The sequence below is a fragment of the Domibacillus iocasae genome (assembly GCF_001750285.1).
Lineage (GTDB): Bacteria > Bacillota > Bacilli > Bacillales > Domibacillaceae > Domibacillus > Domibacillus iocasae.
This window is the reverse complement of the sequence record NZ_MAMP01000021.1, coordinates 113,920-132,501: the sequence shown is the minus strand read 5'-3', so window position 1 is coordinate 132,501 and position 18,582 is coordinate 113,920. Positions and strand designations below refer to the sequence as shown.

The following is an 18,582-nucleotide window of genomic DNA, read 5'->3' as shown; positions in this document are numbered from 1 at the left end:
AATCCCCTAGCTCAGCCAAAAAACGAAAAAAAGTCCGCCAAATCGGCGGACTACTGTTTTTTTGCTTTTCTTGCTTCTACAATTGGAAGTGCAGTAATGAACGTTCCGGCAACAATCAGCCATGTGAAGGCAAGTGCAGCCCAGCCTTTAAAGAACGTGAGGCTGTATTCATAACCGGTTAAAAACATAACGCCCGGCCAGAGAATGACCAGAACAACAGTTAAGCTTAATGCCCAGCGTGTACACGTTTTTGCATCTTTTAAAAGTTGTTTTTCATCCATCATAGGCCACCCCTTTTTTCGTAACGATTTCCGCTTCTTCCTCTTCATCTTCATGCTCGTCAAAGCTCTTAAACTTGTCTTTTAATGAATCAAAATCAAAGTCACGATTTGCGGCTAAGCTATGTCCAACCACAATCGCACCGCTGACGATAAAGACAGTCGAGTTGCCAATCAGCATGGATATTAAGTCGCCTAATGATTCAATCCCGATGAAACCAAAGTTCACATACGCCGTTGTCATCCACGCTGTTAATCCGCCGATCATTCCGAATAAGGCGCCGTAAAATGCGCCAGTGCTTGTTGTTTTTTTCCACATAAGACCCAATGACACCGGTATAACCGCACCGCTCACAAAAATACCCATTGCCATATAAACGAATCCAAGGCTGATGCCCATGTAGAACAAAAGCATAGAAAGTACGCCCATCGCAAGACCAAAGCTAAGTGTCACTTTACGGGAAACGGATAAAATCTTCCGGCTTGATGCTTTCGGATTGATATTTTTCAAATAAATATCTGTAACAATAATGTTTGTGATTGCCGTTAGTTCTGCTGCACCCGTCGACATAACCGCCATGAACAGCATCGCTAAAAATAAAATAGATCCGGCCGTACCGAGAAGTTCTGCTGCCATTAATGGCGCAACTGCATCCGGTGTCGGAACGGCGATGCCAAGACCAGCCGCACTTACACCAAGGAACGTTGCAATCGCAAATGGAATTGAGAACCAGGCGATACCACCGTAAATATACGCTTTAGATGCGGCACTGTCAGTACTCGCAATCGCACGCTGCCAGTACGCCTGGTCAACGAAAACTGTCCCGAAATTTCCGATAATATTGATCATGCCGAACATTAGTCCCGGAACCGATGCCATCGTCAGCATCGTTGCCGAATCGCCCATATTTTGCAGGCCGTCATATACCGTTGTTATGCCGAATTTAAAGTAAACGGCTGCGGCAAAAATTACTAAAATAATAAAAATCATAACGGTATTCAAGTAATCTGCCACAAAAGAAGCTTTCAAGCCGCCGATCATCGTATAAATCGTAAACGTAATCGGAATCAGGAAGGCCGCGATAAAAATATTCATGCCTGTCAGTGAATTGAGCGCAATCGCGCCGCCTAAAATAACCATCGCTGTTACAATGATGTTTGTCATTAACGCGAAGAACATCATTAATCTATGATTCTTTTTATCAAAGCGCTGTGAAATAAATTCAAGAAACGTATGCGCATTTGGCGCTTTCCGTTTCAAATGAATCGCAACTATCGCAAACAATAAAATTTGAATGGTTGCACCCGCTGCGTACCAGTACGGACCGCTAATGCCGTATTGATAGCCTGTTGCCGAAGACATCATTAATGTCGCCGCCCATGTCCACGCCGCAATAATCGAGGCGCTCGCAAGACCCGTCCCAACACTTCTGCCCGCCGTGCTGAATTGCTCCGCTGTCATCGCAGTGCCGCGCCGGCGCTGCATAATGATTGTTAATCCCGTAAAAAATGTGCCAAAAATTAAAAGAATTGCATATCCAACTATTGGTGTCATCTTGTCATCCCCCATAACTTGTTAACATGAATATGTTATATAAAGTAACATATAAGAACATAAACACCTTATCATGGGGTTTTTGCCAGAACCATGCTTTCGTCAGATAATCTAACAAGAAACTTTTTGAAACTACTAATCCTATTCAAACAAAAAAGCCTCGAAAGTTTCCTTTCAAGACTTTTTTCAACGAATGTTTTATATGAGCCAAATCATCATTGTCTCTTTTATATTGGAACGAAAGCTTTGCCAAAAATCACGAGCCGGTGACAATTCCTTCGTCCGTACCAGTTTATCCATCGAAAACAGAATGGCATGAATAGCAGGGCCGGTCGGAATAAGTGCCAAACTTTATTAAAAGTTGGGCTTTTCCGCACAGAGTTTTATCATTTATTTGAACGAATAATAGTCTTTCGACGCTTTCGAATCATTTCCTCTAAAGCCCCAGACCCCATCAAAACACCCGGTACGATAAGCAAAAGCCCAAGCCAGTGATAATAATAAATCGATTCGCCTAAAATCACCGCCGAACCGACGATGGAGAAAAAGGTGTTTAAGTTTAAAAAAATGGCTGCTTCGGCCGGTCCAATTTTTGTAATCGTATTGTTGTATACTAAGTGGCCGACCGCTGTAGCCCCTACTGCTGACAGCATAAAAACAATGACCATGTTAAAGTTGATGTTTTGGAGTGACGCCATGCCGGCCGGTTCGAGCATGAAGCTCGCAAGAAACAAGCCAAATGAGCCGAACAGCTGCATGTAGCCGGTCAACAGGAGCGGGTCCATGTCGCGTGCCGCCCGGCTGACTAAAATAAAGCTGAACGCCTGCGCGGAAATCGATAAGAAAATATATAAATCACCGAGCACAAACCCGCTTAACCCGGCTCCGCCGCCAAGCACGGTCACTAAAACACCAGCGGTTCCCGTAACAAATCCAAGCACACGAAAAATAGACAATCCGCGGCGAAAAAAAACCACGGACATTACTGCCGTCAAAATCGGACCAAGTCCGAGGATAATGCCTGTATGCACGGCGCTTGTGCCAGCAGCGCCAAGCCCTAAAAACAAATGGTGAAAAAAGACGTTAAACAGGCCGCCGCCTAAAATATATTTCCAATGATAAATGGCCGGCCAGTGCACTTTTCCCATTTTCCCTAAAATAAGAAAAACAACAAGCGATGCGGTAAAAATTCGAAAAGCGGTAATCGTGACCGGCTCAAATGTGCTGACCAGCATTTTGATGAGCGGGACATTGAATCCCCAAATCATCATCACTAAAATCAGCAAAATATATGGCTTTAATTTTTGCAAAGCGCCCCTTCTTTCTATGCCTGCTTATTTCTCTGCAGGTGCTTTCTTCCGGAGAATCAATTGATAAAACACATCGGACAAAATAAGCCCAAGCGCAATCGACCCCGAAATCATAAATGCTTTCGCCGCGAGATTAATCGCGGTATTGTAATCGTTCTGCACGAAAGAACGCATCGCCCGGTAAGCGGTACCGCCGGGAACGAGCGGAATAATGCCGGCGATTGTAAAAATGATGACCGGTGTTTTATACACTCTTGCGTACACGTGGCCGATCAAAGCGATTGTAAAGGCCGCCGCTACGGTCGAGGGGAGCGGGTCCACGTTGTTTTCGGACAAAAAATAATACATCATCCATCCAGCCATGCCAACGGTTCCGCACTTGATCAACAAGCTTTTTGGCACATTAAACATAATGCCGAAGCTCGCGGCTGCCAAAAAACTGAACAGCATATTCGTTATAATGGTCACGTGTGCACCCCCTTAAATAAGCGTCATCACAACCGCGATTCCTGTCCCGATCGCCAGGGCCGTCAATAACGCTTCGGCTCCTTTTGCGAGTCCTGAGAGAAAGTGGCCGGCCATTAAATCGCGGACCGCATTTGTGATCAACAAGCCCGGTACGAGCGGGATCAGCGTTCCGACAATGATTCTGTCGAGGTCGCTTCCAAGCCCGAGCCGAAAAAGAAAATACGCGGCTGTGCCGCCAGCCAGGGCTGCGATAAATTCCGAGAAAAACATGGTTGGCACAATCTCCGCCACTTTTAAAACAAGAAAATAAGCAAGCGCTCCCGCCAGCATCGCTGGAAGAACATTATCCCATGACCCTTTCAGTAAAATAACAAAACAGCCGCTCGTTGAAGCCGCCGCCGCAACCTGCACGAAAAAGGAAAAAAACATCGGTGCTTTTTGAATCGTTTTTAATTCCTTATACGCTTGGGAAACCGTCAGCTCCCCCGCGCTAATCCGACGAGAAATCGCATTGACCGCGCTCACTTTATATAAATCCGTTGTCCGGCTGGAAATCCGCATCAATTTCGTTTTCGTCGGCTCTTCTGTTTCGATCGAAAACATAATACCGGTTGGTGTCACAAAGCTGTGCGACTCTTCAATGCCGTATGACAGCGCAATCCGCATCATCGTATCCTCTACCCGGTACGTTTCTGCCCCGCTCTCTAGCATAATTTTACCCGCGAGCAGGCTGACGTCCATGATGTCGTACTGTTTTTCAAGCAAGGCATCCATCCGCACCACTCCATTCGTTGTCAATGCCCCCATTATAGCCGTTTCTTTCCACAAAAAAAAGCCCGCCGGCCAAACACCGGCGAGTTATTCTTTACCCTTTTCGGATCATGCCAAACGGTTTGCCAACAGGGATAAACTCGCGCCCGAAATGCTTATTCAGCACAGCTGCACCCGCTCCGTAAAACGAGAATAATGAAATAAGCAGTTCTGAATACGCCGCCAGCTGGTGCATCGCATTTTCCATAATGCCAAATGAGCTGAGCGACAGCCCGATAAACAAAAAATCAATTAAAAAGAAAATGATAAATAATACTTTGTTTGTTTCAAGTGCGCCGATCGTCATAAACAGGGTAAAAATAAGATAGCCGACAAATGCAAAACCGAGCTGATGCATATCTGCGTTTTCCTGCAAAGTCGTCCCAAGCACACCTAGATTCATCAGCCAAGACAGGCTGACACCCATCCAAAACAAGCCATACGCTGCAAACGCGGAAGCACCAAATGTATTGTTTAATTTCGCATCCAAAATCGACGCGTAAAATTGCGCAATGCCGCCAAGAAAAATCGCCCACGGAATAACAAGGGATAAGCCGTCTGTCCAGCCAAGTTTTTGAGATGAGGCGACAAGTGTCACCATGGCGAGCCCAAAGAGCCCAATTGCCGACGGATCCGCTGTTACCACTTTTACTTCTTTTGTTTCACTCATATATACCTCCATTAATTATTTTACCGACCAGTCGGTTTGTTCGAGCGATTTTATTCTATTTATGAAAGCCCATACATTGATTGTACACGAATCTATTTCATTCGCCTACAGAAACCCCTGGAAATCTACCTGTTTTGCGTGAAATGTTTTGATATGATAGAAAGATAGTTGAAAGCGGGACGGAGATGAGTTCGATTTGGATTTATTAATGATTGTTTTGCCGGCGTTTCTTATTTTTTTAACAGGCTACATCGGCCAAAAATGGATTGGATTTGAGATAAAGTCGATTTCTATGGCTGCGCTTTATTTAATGTCGCCGTTTCTTGCGTTTCGGACGTTTTACGCAAATGAATTAACGATGGAATATGTATATATCACCGCTTTTTGCCTTATTTTATCGCTTGCTTTGATCATTGTTGTGCTGATTACTGGCTTTTTCATGAAAGCGACGCGCCAAAAGATGGCCGCCATGATTCTCGGCGGCGTGTTTATGAACAGCGGCAATTATGGAGCACCGGTTGTGCTGTTCGCATTTGGCGCGACCGGGTTTGATTATGCGGTTATTATTATGGTCTTTCAAGCTTTTTTAATGAACACGATCGGCTTGTTTGCGGCGTCTTTCGGCGGTGAAGAAGAAACAACACTCAAGCAGTCGCTGCAGCGCGTAGCCCGCATGCCGGTGCTGCACGGCGCGATTCTTGGGGTGGTGCTTCAGCTGTTAAACGTTCACATCCCGCCGACTTTTATGGATGCGATCAGCCTTGTGGCGGATGCATCGATTCCAACTGTGATGCTTGTCCTTGGCATGCAGCTGGCTGTTATCGCCACAAAACGGGTTGCCTATCAATACGTGAATGCGGTTGCTGTTATCCGGATGGCTGTGTCACCGTTGCTTGCGGTCGCGATCGTATCTTTTCTACCGGTGAATGATTTACTAAAAGACGTCATGATCCTTTTGGCTGCGATGCCTGCTGCAGCAAATACGACCATGTTTGCGATTCAATTTGGAACAGAGCCGGATCTTGTTTCATTTACGACATTGATCACAACTCTTTTAAGCATTTTGACCATTCCGCTCGTTTTATTTTTAATTGGCATTTAATCCGCCTTCATGAACGTGACAGTCCGCGCATCAGAATCATACAGCACCCATTCACGTGCGCCCCAGACAGCGCCGGCATTGATGCCGTATCTTTTTTTCTTTAACAAAACCGGCTCACCGTATTCAATAGGAAGCCGTTTCTTTTTCCGGTACAGTCCGGCCATGTGGCTATGCCCGAAAAACAGGAGCGGCGGTTCTGTTTTCGGCAGAATCGGAAGCCAGTTCTTCGTCCACTTCCATTGATGGCCGTGCATGATAACCGCCCCAGCAATAATCATTTTCTCGGGCAAATGCTCGAAGTCTTCGCGGCCGGTAACGAGCATAATTCTTTCTTCCTGATTTCCCCGTACAGAGGGGAACGTTACTAATGGCACAAAATCTTTTGGTATATGTGCCGCTTTTTTCATTGGAAGATCCCTCGCTGTTTCCGCTTTTCTTTTGCCAATATTGCATTCATACAAATCACCGAGCCCGATAATTTTTGCACTTGGCGCACAATGTTCAATATGGGCAAGCACTGCTTTTGTATCTTCTACACTTGAATGCAGGTCCCCCAGCAAGGCATATTTCATCATTTGTTCTTCCTTTCAAAACGAGTTTAAAATTGCAGCGTTTCCCGTTTTTTTTGCACAATAAAGAAAAGGGGGGATTTCGTGCATACACTTATTATCGGCGGCGGCATCGGCGGCTTAACAGCTGCAGCGCTTTTAGCCAAAACCGGTCATGATGTGACACTACTGGAGGCGTCTTTAGAGTGGGGCGGCTGCGCCGGTAAATTTCAGCGTCGCCATACCTTATTTCCGGTCGGTGCCACGCTCGGGATGGGTTTTGAGCAGGGCGGGCTGCATGAACGGGTGCTGCGTCTTCTTGGAAAAGAAGTGCCCCTGCGCCTGCTTGATGAAGTCATGGTGCTTCATTTTCCAAAACGGATAATCACCTATTATCGTGACCGCAAGCAGCACCTCGATTCCATTTGCGGCCACTTTCCGCATGTGGATAAACAAATTCGTTCTTTTTATGCTGAACTCTGGACAGCAGCTGCTTCTATTCGAAAGCTGATGAAGCCGCTTCCTGCTTTGCCGCCTAAGACAGCCGGCGAATGGGCGTATTTGTTGTCTTCCCTTTCTCCCGAGCACGTTTTGCTTGCACCGTTTGCGCGAGCAACACTGCTTGACCGGCTGCGTGCGTACGGGCTCGATCAAGAGTCAGCATTTATCCATGTGCTTGACGGCCAGCTGATTGACAGTATGCAGACGACGTCACGTCATGTTTCTTATTTAATGGCCGCGACCGCCCTGGATATTTATCATGAAGGCGCATACTACGTGGAAGGCGGCTTATATCGCGTCGCGGAAAGACTCGTCGAATCGATTCAAGAAAACGGCGGTATATTAAAGAAAAACCGCCGAGTTGTTTCCACAAAAAAAGACAACTACTGGATCGCTGTGGACCAGCGCGGGAATGAATACTCAGCGCAGCATATCGTTTTTAACGGTGCACTTCAACAGCTGCCATCACTTGTATCCGGGCTGTCCGGTCGTCACCGTGCAATGGCGGACGTGCTAACCTGGGTGACCCATACGTTGTACTTGACCTTGGATGGATCACTTATCCCGGATCAATTTCCGCTGTTTCAGCAAATTTCAGCGGATTCGATGAGCGAGGGAAGCCATCTGTTTATGTCCATTTCCGCACCTGACGACCGTCTTCGTGCCACAGAGGGAAAACGGACGATGACGGTCTCGACTCATTCATCACCCGATCATTGGTCCACAAAAGAACAATATGATTCGTACAAAGATAGGTTAACAGAAAAAATGCTGTCAATGATTGAAACGGTGTATCCGGACTTTCGCAAGGCAGTCATGGTTATGGAAACTGGTGCACCAAAGGCGTGGGAGCGTTATACGCTTCGTCCGAACGGGTTTGTTGGCGGTTTTCCGCAGACGGTTCGCCATGCCCTGTTCGGGTCCCTTTCACACCGTTCCGGAATTCCGAATCTATGGCTGTGCGGCGATTCCATTTTTCCAGGTGGCGGCACAATTGGCGCAACGGCAAGCGGCATTCATTGTGCACGGTCTATTGCACCCGGTTTATTTGAACTTTAAATCAGCTTTACTGATTGAATTCCTGCCTCGATAATGCGGTAAATTGAATACTGTTTTACTCTCCATCTGCTTTCACCACTCGTTTATCTGATTGGAAACAAAAAACCTGAATTTGTCAGCGGGCAATATACACCCCGGTACAAATTCAGGTTTTGCCTGCCTGCCAGTAATAATTCTTTTCGGTGTTTATTTTGGAAACAGTTATTTCTTTTTCACCACATTCAGCCTTCGCTGTCAACACCCGTACAGTCGTCTTCCTGGCACCACTCTGTTTTCCCGGCTGTCACCTGCTCGTCCGCTGCAACTTTTTCCAGCACTTGTCTAAACGCTTCAACAGACTGCGCACCAGATACCGCATACTTTTCATTGAAGACAAAAAACGGTACGCCTTCCACGCCGATTTCACGCGCTTCGTCTTGGTCTTCACGGACACGATCGCTGTATTTGCCGCTTTTAAGAACATCCATCGCTTCTTCTTTGACCAGCCCGGCTTCTTCCGCCCACCCAGCCAGCAAATCGAAGTCTCCAATATGTTTTGATTCAGTGAAATAGGCTTTTAATACACGCTCGGTAAATTCATTCATTTTTCCTTTTTCTTTCGCAAAATGAGACAAGCGGTGTGCATCGTGTGTATTTGCCAAAATAAGTGTGTCCATATTGTATTCAAGACCCACTTCTTTTGCCTGCGCAGTCAGCTGATCATTCATCGCCTTCGCTTTTTCACGGGTCATTCCATATTTTTTGGCGAGCATACTGTGAACATCCTCATTCGCTTTTTTTGGCGCATGCGGATCAAGTTCAAAGCTGCGGAATTCCACTTTAATCTTTCCATCAAATTGTGCTGCTGCTTCTTCAAACCGGCGCTTGCCGATGTAACAAAACGGGCATGCAAAATCGGACCAAATTTCTACTTTCATCTCTTTTCCACTCCTTTTCTTTAAGAGTAGGAGGAAATGGGACAAGCCGCAACTATTCTGCCTGTCGTATCGCGATGGTGCGACAATTCCGGTTTCGTGCGAACTTCACCTAAAGATGTGCGATTTTGCCCTAAAACGGTGCGACCTTCACTCCCCGATCCGGTACAATTTGTCATCACCGTCAGCCGGATTCCCGCGCCCGTCTGTATTATTCGTGACAAAATAAAGGCTTTCTCCGTCAGAAAACACGTCGCGGATGCGGCCGTAGCCTTCGATTTCTTTTGTGACATCTGCTGTTTGAGGATCGATGTTCAGCACCGCTTCTCCGCGGAGAGACGCCACGTACAGCTCTCCTTTGTGCCACGTCATGCCGGATGGTGCCCATGTGTCGTCAGCGCCGGATGCCGCAAGCGGTGTTTTCAATCCTTTCGCCTCTTCGGGACCTTCAATCTCAGGCCAGCCATAGTTGCTTCCTTCTTCAATAATATTTATTTCATCATTTGCCGACTGCCCATGCTCCGATGCATACATCGTTCCATCTTCCGCCCAGGCCATCCCTTGTGGATTCCGGTGACCCGTGCTATAGACAGCTGCTTCACCTGATCCGTCAATTTGGACAATTTTTCCATTTAATGAATCCGGGTCCTGCGCGGTTGCAGGCTCCGACGCATCGCCAATCGTGATATAAAGCGCATCATCTGGTCCGATTTCCAGACGTCCGCCGTGATGGACAGTGCCGGAGCGGATGCCGTCTAACATAATATCCGTCTCACGCCATCGAGATCCATCCAGCTCCAGCGTCACCACCCGGTTATACGGCTCTCCATCTTTGTCGTACGTATAATATGCATAAGCCTGATTCGATTCTTTAAAATCCAGCGTTAATACAAAGCCAAGCAGCCCGGCTTCTGCCGCGTCTGATAACGGAGCTGTCAGATCAACCTGCTGACGCAGCACTTCCCCATCCTCCACTTTGGCAATGGTCCCAGACCTTTCAGAAATGTAAAAAACATCTTCATTCTGCTCAATCGACCAAGGGACATCCAGGTTTCGCGCTACTTCTTGTATTTCTTCGCTTTCCGGCTGTTCCGGTTCCTGCGCGCCGCATCCTGCTAATAAAATGAGCCCTGCCAGCCACTTTTTCGCCATCGTGTCAGTCCTTTCGCTTATAGTGAATGGACACCATATCCCCGATTTTTTCAACATGAACGAGTGAAAATGATGCTTCTGTTCCCGGTGGAAATAAGGGGATGCCTCTGCCCAAAACTTTCGGAATGACGGCAATATATACATCATCAAGCAGATCATGCACGAGACATTCTTTCACGACCTGGCCGCCGCCAACAATCCAAACCGTTCCTTCTGCTTTCTCCAATACATCCGGCAGCGGTTCATCTGTAAACATCACTTGATCGGTTTTCCCTTTCATTGTCCGTGACAGCACGTAACATTTTTTCCCTGCGTACGGAAAGTCATCGGCCAGCTCCAGCACTTTTTCATACGTGCCGCGCCCCATCAAAACGGAATCAATCGTTTCATAAAAAGCGAGATATCCGTTATCTGCCCCGTCTCCTTTCACATCATCAAGCCAGTCCACCGAGCCGTCTTCTCTTGCAATATATCCATCGAGGCTCGCTGCAATATAAAGCACATTTTTGCCCATGTTCCTCATCCTCTAACGTATAATCAATCTAAAAAGGGGATTTTTATGTCGAACATTACCTCGCTTCACAAACGCGAACTCGCTGCAATTCTCGACGGCTTTACCAGTTTCATTGAACAACATACAGACGCAGACGAGCGTGAACAGCTTTACCATACATGGATTCCACTTCTCAGCACATACGTGACACACGATTCGGTCGAATCCGCTATTGACGAATGGTATGCCATCATTCAAAACGATTCTTTCTGGCTTCATTATATCGAAGAACAGCTCGCCCTTACAGCGAAACCCTTTGTCCGTGACACATTAGAAAAATGGAAGCAGCCGTTTATTTTTGCCGGACATCGGACGCCTGAAGGTACATACTCATGCTGGAGCGATGGAGCGAAGTGGCAAGTTGAAAATGACCACGCCGCCTATTTAACCGGAGTTGCGCTGCCACTGGACGATCATTCTGTGCTGCTCGTTCATTCCTTTCAGACGGATGACGAATTTGAAGAACTGCTTGAAGATGGATTTGCCGAAAGCGGAAAAACAGAACGGCAGGCCTATTTAAATGAATGCTACTTAAAGTGCCTTTCTTTTCTCAGTGATAATTCGTAATGTATTTCACCTTCATTTCTTAACCGGTGACAGCTCCTCATGTACATGTGGCCGAAATCTATGGGATGCCTTCTCTTTTTGATCTTATACTGCGAATAGAAAGGCGAACGGGGGAGAAATGATGATCATCATTCAAAACACCTGTGCCGATGAAAACATTGCTTTTTTGCGGCATTTTAAAATCTATCATTATTACAAGCTTTGATTTTGTCCTGATCCATGTGCTTGGCTTTTTTCTGTATGATTTATCGATTAAGGCGCGCAGGATGAATGACCAATTAAATAAATTATAAAAGGAAAACTCAGGATTAGAGCCTTCCCTTTCATCGTCGCGCCTTTTCCGCGTTCAGCAGGCCGCCCAGCAGAATAACGACAGCCGTTAAGTAAAACCAGAGAACCAGCACGATAATTCCCGACAGCTGGCCGTACAGGCGTGTGTAGCTGAATGCTGACGCATATGTGCCAAACAGCCAGGAGACAATCTGCCAGCCAAGTGCCGCAAAAATGGCTCCCGGCAGGACAAAATGGAATGTCTGCCGCTCATTCGGCAAAATTTTATAAAACGCAATAAAAAAGACAAACAAAAACAGCGATCCAATTCCCCACTGGGCAGCCGGCCAAATATCCAGCCAGCCGGACCACTCCTCAATCGTATCCGATTGAGCAACAATCCAGCGCAAAAACCGCTCTAATAGCTGGATGACAAGCGACAGTGGCACCATGACCATAAAAATGAGCGTCACGCCAAAGTCCCGCAGAAGTCCTTTCCAAAAAGGCAGCTCCCGCTCGATCCTGTTTGCGTCATTCAATGACCGGGCGAGTGACTGGACAGCCATCGATGACAGCCAGAACGTTGATACTAAGCTAAGTGACAGCACCTGCCCTTTCCCCGTAGACAAAACGGCATTCACATTTTTTTCAATTAGCGAAAACGATTCGCCGGGCGCATAAGGACGGGCAAATTCCAGAATCGCTTCCTGGTTAATGGGGAAAAAGCTGATTAATGAAAGCATGAAAATAATAAATGGAATGGCGGACAGTAACAAGTAGTACGCGGTCTGCGCTGCCTGATCGTAAAATCGCTCGCCAAAAAAGCGGGACAGCATTTGTTTTATTGTATACATTCATTCACCCCTTCACTATTTTTCCCATTTGAACACAAAACTAAGCCGGACGCTGCACATCCGCATGAACAATGACCTTCTCCCATAACGAATATGTAGCAGTACAGAATTAATCCCTTATTTTTATTGTGAGAAGAAGTGTAACGCCGGTATTTGTCCACTATAACCGAAAAAATATTCGCTAACGCCGATAAAATAGTTTTCCGGCGATGGCAGCTAAAAGCATAAAAAAAGGTGCCTCCCATTTGGAAGAACACCTTTTTTGTCATCCTGTTAAGCCCAAATATCGCCCTTTGCACCTTGAGAGATAAAGCCCGCGTTGGCCTCATCTGTATCGATATGCATTTCAAGCGCGTAGCTGTCGGATACACGAATCACGACGTTGCGGAAAGCAACAGGGCGATCGCCGCCTACTTCAACAGTAACAATTTGACCATTTTCAACGTTGTATTCTTTTGCATCGGCTGTTGTCATGTGGACGTGCGCCTGTGCGATGATGAGTCCTTCTTCAAGTTCAACCGTACCGGCAGGACCTGTAATCGTGACAGCTTCCGAGCCTTTAATATCTCCAGATTCGCGAAGCGGCGGACGGACACCAAGCTTCATTGCGTCTGTCCAGCTTACTTCCACCTGTGTTGCCGGACGGCATGGTCCGAGAACACGAACACGAGCGATTTCACTTTTTTTGCCGGCAATTGTGACGGTTTCTTCCGCCGCAAACTGCCCCGGCTGCGACAAGTCAGCACGTTTTGTAAGCTCGTGGCCGGCTCCGAATAAAATTTCTAAATGTTCCTGTGACAAATGCACGTGGCGTGCGGAAACAGCAACAGGGATCGTTCCATGATTGGTTAATGGCATCTATCTTCCAGCCTTTCTGATCATAAAGATTTTATACGGCTTTATTTTACACCATTTCCTTGTGAAAATACGAGCAATATGAGTTTAATGATGATTTTTTTCCAACAAAACAAGATCAATACCCGGCTCTGGCGAAAACATGTCTAATTCTTCAAACCCAAATTTTTTGTATAAATTGCGTGCCGGCTCATTTTTCGCTCCAGTTGTGACTTTTACATCCCGCCCCGCCGATTCCTCCTGCAAAAAGAACGTGATGAGCTTTGAAGCGATGCCTTCGTGGAAGTGACCCGGATGGACAACAAGCCGATGAATAAACGCTGCCCCTCCTTCATCTTTATAGGAAAGAAATCCACACAGCTCGCCTTCTGTTAAGTAACCGATAAACGTTTCATCACTTTTCTTAATCATTTCAACTGTGTCATTCAAATGCGGAATGCCGTCAAATCCAATTAATGACGCTTCCACTTTATAAGCAGGAATCTGCAGAGCCAAAATTTCCGCGGCCGTCGCTTCTTCTTCATGATGCAGCCGTTCGATCATCCCCGTAACCCCTTTCAAACTTCTTCGTACACCGATTATACACGCTTTTCCCGATAATTTCAGAAATTTCAGTTTGGCATGAACTGGCCAGAGTGTTCACGTTTTGTCAGCGACTTGTTTCGAGTTCTGCTTGCGATTGAAGCGCTGCCCGCCTTTTCAAAAGGAATCCACATCTGCCTTTGAAAAAACTATACCCTTTACATCCAGAGTGTAGACAAACCTTTTGTCAGCACATCTGATTTTTCTGATCCGCCATTGTTCGTTAGTTATAGCTTTCTTATCGGATTCGAAATGCGGCGGGCTTGCTGTTTCTATAAGAGCCGCACATAAAAAAGAGCCGGTTCATGCTGGGATGCTCCGCTGTAAGACTGCTTTCTTTCCACCGATACGCATCGCGTTACGTGCACCCGTATTCCCTGATCCTTCTTTTGCTAAGTCACGGTGGATTAGGAGACCGTATATTTTTCCGCCAAGTATACTGCCGACGAAATAGCTTAATAGAACAATGAGCATATCTCATCTCCTTTAACAAATTGGAATATAATAACCAATTTTCCTCTTTTACCCATTATACAATATTAGCACTTCACGATTCTATTGACTTGATTTCATGCATGACCGCCTTGACAATTTTCATTCAGCTTTGACTATATGGTTTTTCAGACTTAGAAGAATAAATGCTCTTAAATCAAAAAAATCTGAAAATACATTTTGTTTTATGCTATTCTACTATAATGGAGGTGAAATGAAATTGAATTCATTAATTAAAGTCAGTCAATTTGCCGGTAAAACATTCGCCATCTGGGTTCTTGTTTTTGCGGCATTCGCGTTTTTTCTTCCCGCACAGTTCACGTGGATTGCGCCCTATATTTCTATTTTACTCGGTGTGATTATGTTCGGGATGGGAATGACCATTTCAGCGGAGGATTTTAAAGAAGTCGGCCGGCATCCACTCAAAGTATTAATCGGGGTTTTAGCTCAGTTTATGATCATGCCTGCTCTTGCCTTCGCTTTGGCGAAAGGGCTTCGCCTAGAACCGGAAATTGCGATTGGCGTTATTCTCGTGGGCTGCTGTCCAGGAGGTACGGCATCAAACGTCATGACGTTTTTAGCAAAAGGAAACACCGCACTATCCGTCGCGATTACGTCTGTTTCAACATTGCTCGCACCAATTTTAACGCCAGCGCTTATTTATTTACTTGCGAGCGAATGGCTGGAAGTATCGGCTTCTGCTATGTTCATGTCAGTTGTCAAAATCGTTCTTTTGCCGATTATTCTCGGTTTAATTGTGCAAATGTTCTTTAAAGAACAAGTTAAAAAGAGTGTCGATGTGATGCCGCTTATTTCTGTTATCGCGATTGTACTGATCGTAGCAGCCGTTGTATCCGGGAGCAAAGACAAAATTGTTGAATCAGGCTTGCTAATTTTCGGTGTCGTCATCTTACATAATGGTCTTGGCTATTTGTTAGGGTACTTAGCGGGAAAACTATTCAATATGCCTTATGAAGATAAAAAAGCGCTGGCTATCGAAGTCGGCATGCAAAACTCCGGACTCGGGGCGGCACTTGCAGCTGCACACTTTAGCCCGCTTGCTGCTGTGCCGAGCGCGATTTTCAGCTTCTGGCACAATATTTCCGGTCCGCTCTTAGCAACCTACTGGGCTCGAAAAGCAGACCGAAAAGGATAATATTTCAAAAGAGAGTTCTCGTTTTTGAGAACTCCCTTTTATTTACCTACTTTTGCTTATAAAGAATTAAAAATCCTTTTTTCTGAATGAGTGCTGCAGAGGATTCGAGGCTATCACCTGTCCAGAGATTTGCCATCCCTTTGAAATGATCCGGTAAATTCACTTCAACAGTCTGTTCTGTCGGATTTATGATAAACAGCAGCGTTTCCGTTTCGTTTTTTCTTGTATAACTCACAGCAGCAGGATGCAGATCAATAAACGCAAAATCGCCTTGATTGCAAAAGGCTGGGATTTTTTTACGCAGCTCAATTAATTTTTGCACAAAATGAAATAAATCGCGGTCTTGTTCACTTTCCCCCCAGATCATACATTTTCGGCAATCCGGGTCTGACTCACCTGTCATCCCAATTTCATCACCATAATAAATACACGGAGTGCCAATAAAAGAAAGATGGAACAAAAAGGTTAGTTTCAAACTTTCTTTGTCTTCATCGGCAACTGTTAATATTCTCGGCGTATCATGACTGTCAAGCAAGTTAAACGCCGCTTCGTTTACAGACAACGGATACGAATGAAGCAAATGGCTCACTTCATTTTTAAATTGATTGGCCGTTGCTTTTCCTTTCGCAAAAAAGTCCACGACGGTATCGGCTAACCGGTAGTTCATTACCGCATCAAACTGATCTCCCTGAAGCCATGCCATCGAATCATGCCAGACTTCACCCAAAATATAGACATCCGGCTTTACTGATTTCACCGCGCGGCGGAACTCGCGCCAGAAATCGTGGCTTACTTCATTTGCCACATCGAGGCGCCACGCATCAATGTCGAATTCTTTTATCCAGTACACAGCCGTTTGGAGCAGATAGTTTCTTACTTCGGGGTTTTCTGTATTAAGCTTTGGCATCGCTTTTTCAAAACCGAATGCATCATAATGAATAGTATCCCCTTCTTGAAGCGGAAAACGGTGAATATGAAACCAATCTTTATATTTCGATTTTTCCCCATTTTTCAATACATCCTGAAAAGGGGCAAAACAATAGCCGCTATGATTAAAGACGGCATCAAGCATCACTTTTATTTCTCTTCTGTGGCATTCCCGGATAAGATTTTTTAATAACTCCTTATTGCCAAACTGCGGATCAACCGCTAAATAATTGGTTGTATCGTATTTATGATTCGTTTCCGCCTGGAAAACAGGTGTAAAATAAATACCATTTATACCTAATTCCTGAAGATGATCGAGCCGGTTTAAAATCCCCTGGAAGTCACCGCCAAAAAAGCTGGTTTTATCCGGAGAAGTCCCCCATTTTTTTGTATCTTTTCGGTTTAAATGCGGATCTCCATCGGCAAATCGCTCCGGAAAAATTTGATACCAAACGGTTTCTTTTACCCACTCAGGCGCCTTAAAGGCGTCAACCGCATGTAGAAATGGAAAAGCAAAAAAAGAACCGATATCTTTTGGCAGTTCCGCGTAAAATCCTCTTTCTGTATAAATAATCGATTCTGCTTGGCCGCTGCATTCAAACCCATATCGAAGACGGCGAAATTCAGGCTCCACCGCCGCAAACCAGTAATCAAACCATTCGTCTGAGCCGGAAAGCTTCATTTCTTTTGTTTTATACTGCCACGCTCCATCTTTCCATATGTAAGGATCTCCGTATAATAAATCAACTCGATCAAGGTCTTGCTTTTTCGATTTCATCATAATGTGGACGGTTTTTTCATCGTAAGCATAAGCAAAGTTATTTTTCGGCCGGTGATAGATCGCTTCTTTCAGCATGTTGTTCTCCCATATTGTAAGTCATTACTGCTTATCTTGACCGGAGAGCCGAATAACTTTCAAGGAAGTTATTTCCTGATAAAATGACAGCGAACAGAGAGCCTGATAAGAGCTTTTCGCCCATCGTTTCTCCACATATAAAAAACGCTTTAACACCAGTACTGGCAGGGGTCCAGTCTGTGCAAAGCGCTTTTTATGTTTAGGTATCCGTTTAGTAAGAAGATCTTACCATGTTTTTAAGAAAAAATCTTTTTCGTCGTCAGATTATTTCACAAAGAATTTTTTCAAAAACAATTTAATCTTTTCTCAAGTTTTACACGCAAAAAAGATGGCGCAATCAAAGGAAATTATGCCATCTATCTAGTAATGTTCTTTTTTCTGTTTTTGATTATTGGACAATTGCCGCAATAAGCGCTCTCTTCACTGTGTTCTTTTAATTTATAGTACATACAGCACGTTTTTCGGTATGGATTCAATGTAAGTTCTTCGCCTATTTTCAAATAATGTCCGATGGGGTTTTTATTTAAATTAAATAATTCCCCTGTTGCATGCTTTAAAAAATAGAAGTCGCTTTTTAAACGTTCTATTTTCATTAGATCCACTTCATTCGATAATGTTTTTCTATAAATCGAATTTATTCGGACAGCGACATTCTCCCAAAGGATCGATTCTGGAATACGGGATGTTTTTCCAAGAATAGATAACACCGGCGTAATATGCTCGGAAAAAAGTTCACACAGGACAGCCTCGCGCCACTGTGCTCTTTCCACGTCCGCCCCATGCCAATAACACATGTCTTCTTTAATGCATAAATTGCGTTCTTTGCTTAATGCGCATGCATGCAGGGGCAGCCTTAGCGCACTATTGAACTCAATCATACTGTACAAAGTAGACGCGACGACAAGATACGCATACCTTTTTGAAATCATGGATGCCGCGACGGATACACTGGGTGCTTTCAGTTCGATTTTTTGCTTTTGTAAAAAAGCCAGGCACGTCTCTTCATGTAATAAATCAATGATTGGGGTTTCCTGCAACTGATCTTTCTCTGCAAGTATATGGAAGGATTTAAGTTTATCCCTCATTGTCCGGCTCATGCACCC

Annotated in this window: 21 protein-coding genes and 1 pseudogene; 5 read left to right on the top strand and 17 right to left on the bottom strand. The window is 45.2% G+C overall.

Annotated features, from left to right (window positions below):
- Positions 1-50 precede the first annotated feature (50 nt).
- From BA724_RS09430 to BA724_RS09405, 7 genes are all read right to left on the bottom strand, one after another.
- A complete protein-coding gene (locus BA724_RS09430) occupies positions 51-281 on the bottom strand; it encodes a hypothetical protein (RefSeq protein ID WP_069938418.1) in 231 nt (76 codons plus the stop codon).
- Positions 274-1,833 carry a sodium:solute symporter family protein gene (locus BA724_RS09425; RefSeq protein WP_069938417.1) on the bottom strand — a complete coding sequence of 520 codons (1,560 nt, stop codon included), beginning with the start codon at positions 1,831-1,833 and terminating at the stop codon, positions 274-276. The genes BA724_RS09430 and BA724_RS09425 overlap by 8 nt, the downstream gene beginning before the upstream one ends.
- A 198-nt stretch (positions 1,834-2,031) precedes the next feature.
- On the bottom strand, positions 2,032-2,181 hold the full coding sequence (locus BA724_RS17990; protein WP_083256166.1) for a DUF624 domain-containing protein: 150 nt from the start codon (positions 2,179-2,181) through the stop codon (positions 2,032-2,034).
- 38 nt (positions 2,182-2,219) lie between these two features.
- Positions 2,220-3,143, bottom strand: a complete 924-nt coding sequence (locus tag BA724_RS09420) for a DMT family transporter (protein WP_069938416.1) — start codon at positions 3,141-3,143, stop codon at positions 2,220-2,222.
- A 24-nt stretch (positions 3,144-3,167) separates the two neighbouring features.
- On the bottom strand, positions 3,168-3,611 hold the full coding sequence (locus tag BA724_RS09415) for a threonine/serine exporter family protein (protein WP_069938415.1): 444 nt from the start codon (positions 3,609-3,611) through the stop codon (positions 3,168-3,170).
- 12 nt (positions 3,612-3,623) lie between these two features.
- A complete protein-coding gene (locus BA724_RS09410; protein ID WP_069938657.1) occupies positions 3,624-4,385 on the bottom strand; it encodes a threonine/serine exporter family protein in 762 nt (253 codons plus the stop codon).
- 91 nt (positions 4,386-4,476) lie between these two features.
- On the bottom strand, positions 4,477-5,091 hold the full coding sequence (locus tag BA724_RS09405) for an acetate uptake transporter (protein WP_069938414.1): 615 nt from the start codon (positions 5,089-5,091) through the stop codon (positions 4,477-4,479).
- A gap of 196 nt (positions 5,092-5,287) precedes the next feature.
- Between BA724_RS09405 and BA724_RS09400 the strand changes: the two genes are divergently transcribed.
- The gene (locus BA724_RS09400; protein WP_069938413.1) at positions 5,288-6,193 is read left to right on the top strand and encodes an AEC family transporter; all 906 of its coding nucleotides are present in this window, start codon (positions 5,288-5,290) and stop codon (positions 6,191-6,193) included.
- Here BA724_RS09400 and BA724_RS09395 read toward each other — a convergent pair.
- Positions 6,190-6,768, bottom strand: coding sequence for a metallophosphoesterase family protein (locus tag BA724_RS09395; protein WP_342669999.1), 579 nt, complete (start codon positions 6,766-6,768; stop codon positions 6,190-6,192). The genes BA724_RS09400 and BA724_RS09395 overlap by 4 nt on opposite strands.
- A 78-nt stretch (positions 6,769-6,846) precedes the next feature.
- On the opposite strand from BA724_RS09395, the gene BA724_RS09390 reads away from it, so the two are divergent.
- A complete protein-coding gene (locus BA724_RS09390) occupies positions 6,847-8,301 on the top strand; it encodes an FAD-dependent oxidoreductase (RefSeq protein WP_069938411.1) in 1,455 nt (484 codons plus the stop codon).
- A gap of 221 nt (positions 8,302-8,522) precedes the next feature.
- Here the strand turns inward: BA724_RS09390 and BA724_RS09385 are convergent, their stop codons facing one another.
- The 3 genes from BA724_RS09385 to BA724_RS09375 form a co-directional block, all read right to left on the bottom strand.
- Entirely contained in the window at positions 8,523-9,218 is a 696-nt protein-coding gene (locus tag BA724_RS09385) for a DsbA family oxidoreductase (protein ID WP_069938410.1), read from the bottom strand.
- Between the two features lie 147 nt (positions 9,219-9,365).
- A complete protein-coding gene (locus BA724_RS09380) occupies positions 9,366-10,367 on the bottom strand; it encodes a PQQ-dependent sugar dehydrogenase (RefSeq protein ID WP_069938409.1) in 1,002 nt (333 codons plus the stop codon).
- Between the two features lie 4 nt (positions 10,368-10,371).
- Complete coding sequence (locus BA724_RS09375; protein ID WP_425389012.1) at positions 10,372-10,881, bottom strand: dihydrofolate reductase family protein; 510 nt, start codon at positions 10,879-10,881, stop codon at positions 10,372-10,374.
- Positions 10,882-10,926: 45 nt separating this feature from the next.
- On the opposite strand from BA724_RS09375, the gene BA724_RS09370 reads away from it, so the two are divergent.
- Positions 10,927-11,487, top strand: a complete 561-nt coding sequence (locus BA724_RS09370) for a hypothetical protein (RefSeq protein WP_069938407.1) — start codon at positions 10,927-10,929, stop codon at positions 11,485-11,487.
- 323 nt (positions 11,488-11,810) lie between these two features.
- Here BA724_RS09370 and BA724_RS09365 read toward each other — a convergent pair whose 3' ends face one another.
- From BA724_RS09365 to BA724_RS09355, 3 genes are all read right to left on the bottom strand, one after another.
- Positions 11,811-12,611 carry a YihY/virulence factor BrkB family protein gene (locus BA724_RS09365; RefSeq protein ID WP_069938406.1) on the bottom strand — a complete coding sequence of 267 codons (801 nt, stop codon included), beginning with the start codon at positions 12,609-12,611 and terminating at the stop codon, positions 11,811-11,813.
- Positions 12,612-12,884: 273 nt separating this feature from the next.
- Positions 12,885-13,469 carry a phosphate propanoyltransferase gene (gene pduL / locus BA724_RS09360; protein ID WP_069938405.1) on the bottom strand — a complete coding sequence of 195 codons (585 nt, stop codon included), beginning with the start codon at positions 13,467-13,469 and terminating at the stop codon, positions 12,885-12,887.
- Positions 13,470-13,553: 84 nt separating this feature from the next.
- The gene (locus BA724_RS09355) at positions 13,554-14,009 is read right to left on the bottom strand and encodes a GNAT family N-acetyltransferase (protein WP_069938404.1); all 456 of its coding nucleotides are present in this window, start codon (positions 14,007-14,009) and stop codon (positions 13,554-13,556) included.
- Between the two features lie 72 nt (positions 14,010-14,081).
- Between BA724_RS09355 and BA724_RS18290 the strand changes: the two are divergent.
- A pseudogene (locus BA724_RS18290) lies at positions 14,082-14,192 on the top strand (hypothetical protein); the annotation flags it as partial.
- Between the two features lie 159 nt (positions 14,193-14,351).
- Here the strand turns inward: BA724_RS18290 and BA724_RS17985 are convergent.
- Positions 14,352-14,522, bottom strand: a complete 171-nt coding sequence (locus tag BA724_RS17985) for a glycerol-3-phosphate acyltransferase (RefSeq protein ID WP_083256165.1) — start codon at positions 14,520-14,522, stop codon at positions 14,352-14,354.
- 238 nt (positions 14,523-14,760) lie between these two features.
- Between BA724_RS17985 and BA724_RS09350 the strand changes: the two genes are divergently transcribed.
- The gene (locus BA724_RS09350; protein ID WP_069938656.1) at positions 14,761-15,696 is read left to right on the top strand and encodes a bile acid:sodium symporter family protein; all 936 of its coding nucleotides are present in this window, start codon (positions 14,761-14,763) and stop codon (positions 15,694-15,696) included.
- Between the two features lie 46 nt (positions 15,697-15,742).
- Here BA724_RS09350 and BA724_RS09345 read toward each other — a convergent pair whose 3' ends face one another.
- Together BA724_RS09345 and BA724_RS09340 are read right to left on the bottom strand one after the other, a co-directional pair.
- Positions 15,743-17,479 (bottom strand): alpha-glycosidase, encoded by a 1,737-nt coding sequence (locus tag BA724_RS09345; RefSeq protein ID WP_069938403.1) that lies wholly within the window; start codon positions 17,477-17,479, stop codon positions 15,743-15,745.
- A 356-nt stretch (positions 17,480-17,835) separates the two neighbouring features.
- Entirely contained in the window at positions 17,836-18,576 is a 741-nt protein-coding gene (locus BA724_RS09340; protein ID WP_069938402.1) for an IucA/IucC family C-terminal-domain containing protein, read from the bottom strand.
- Positions 18,577-18,582: the final 6 nt, after the last annotated feature.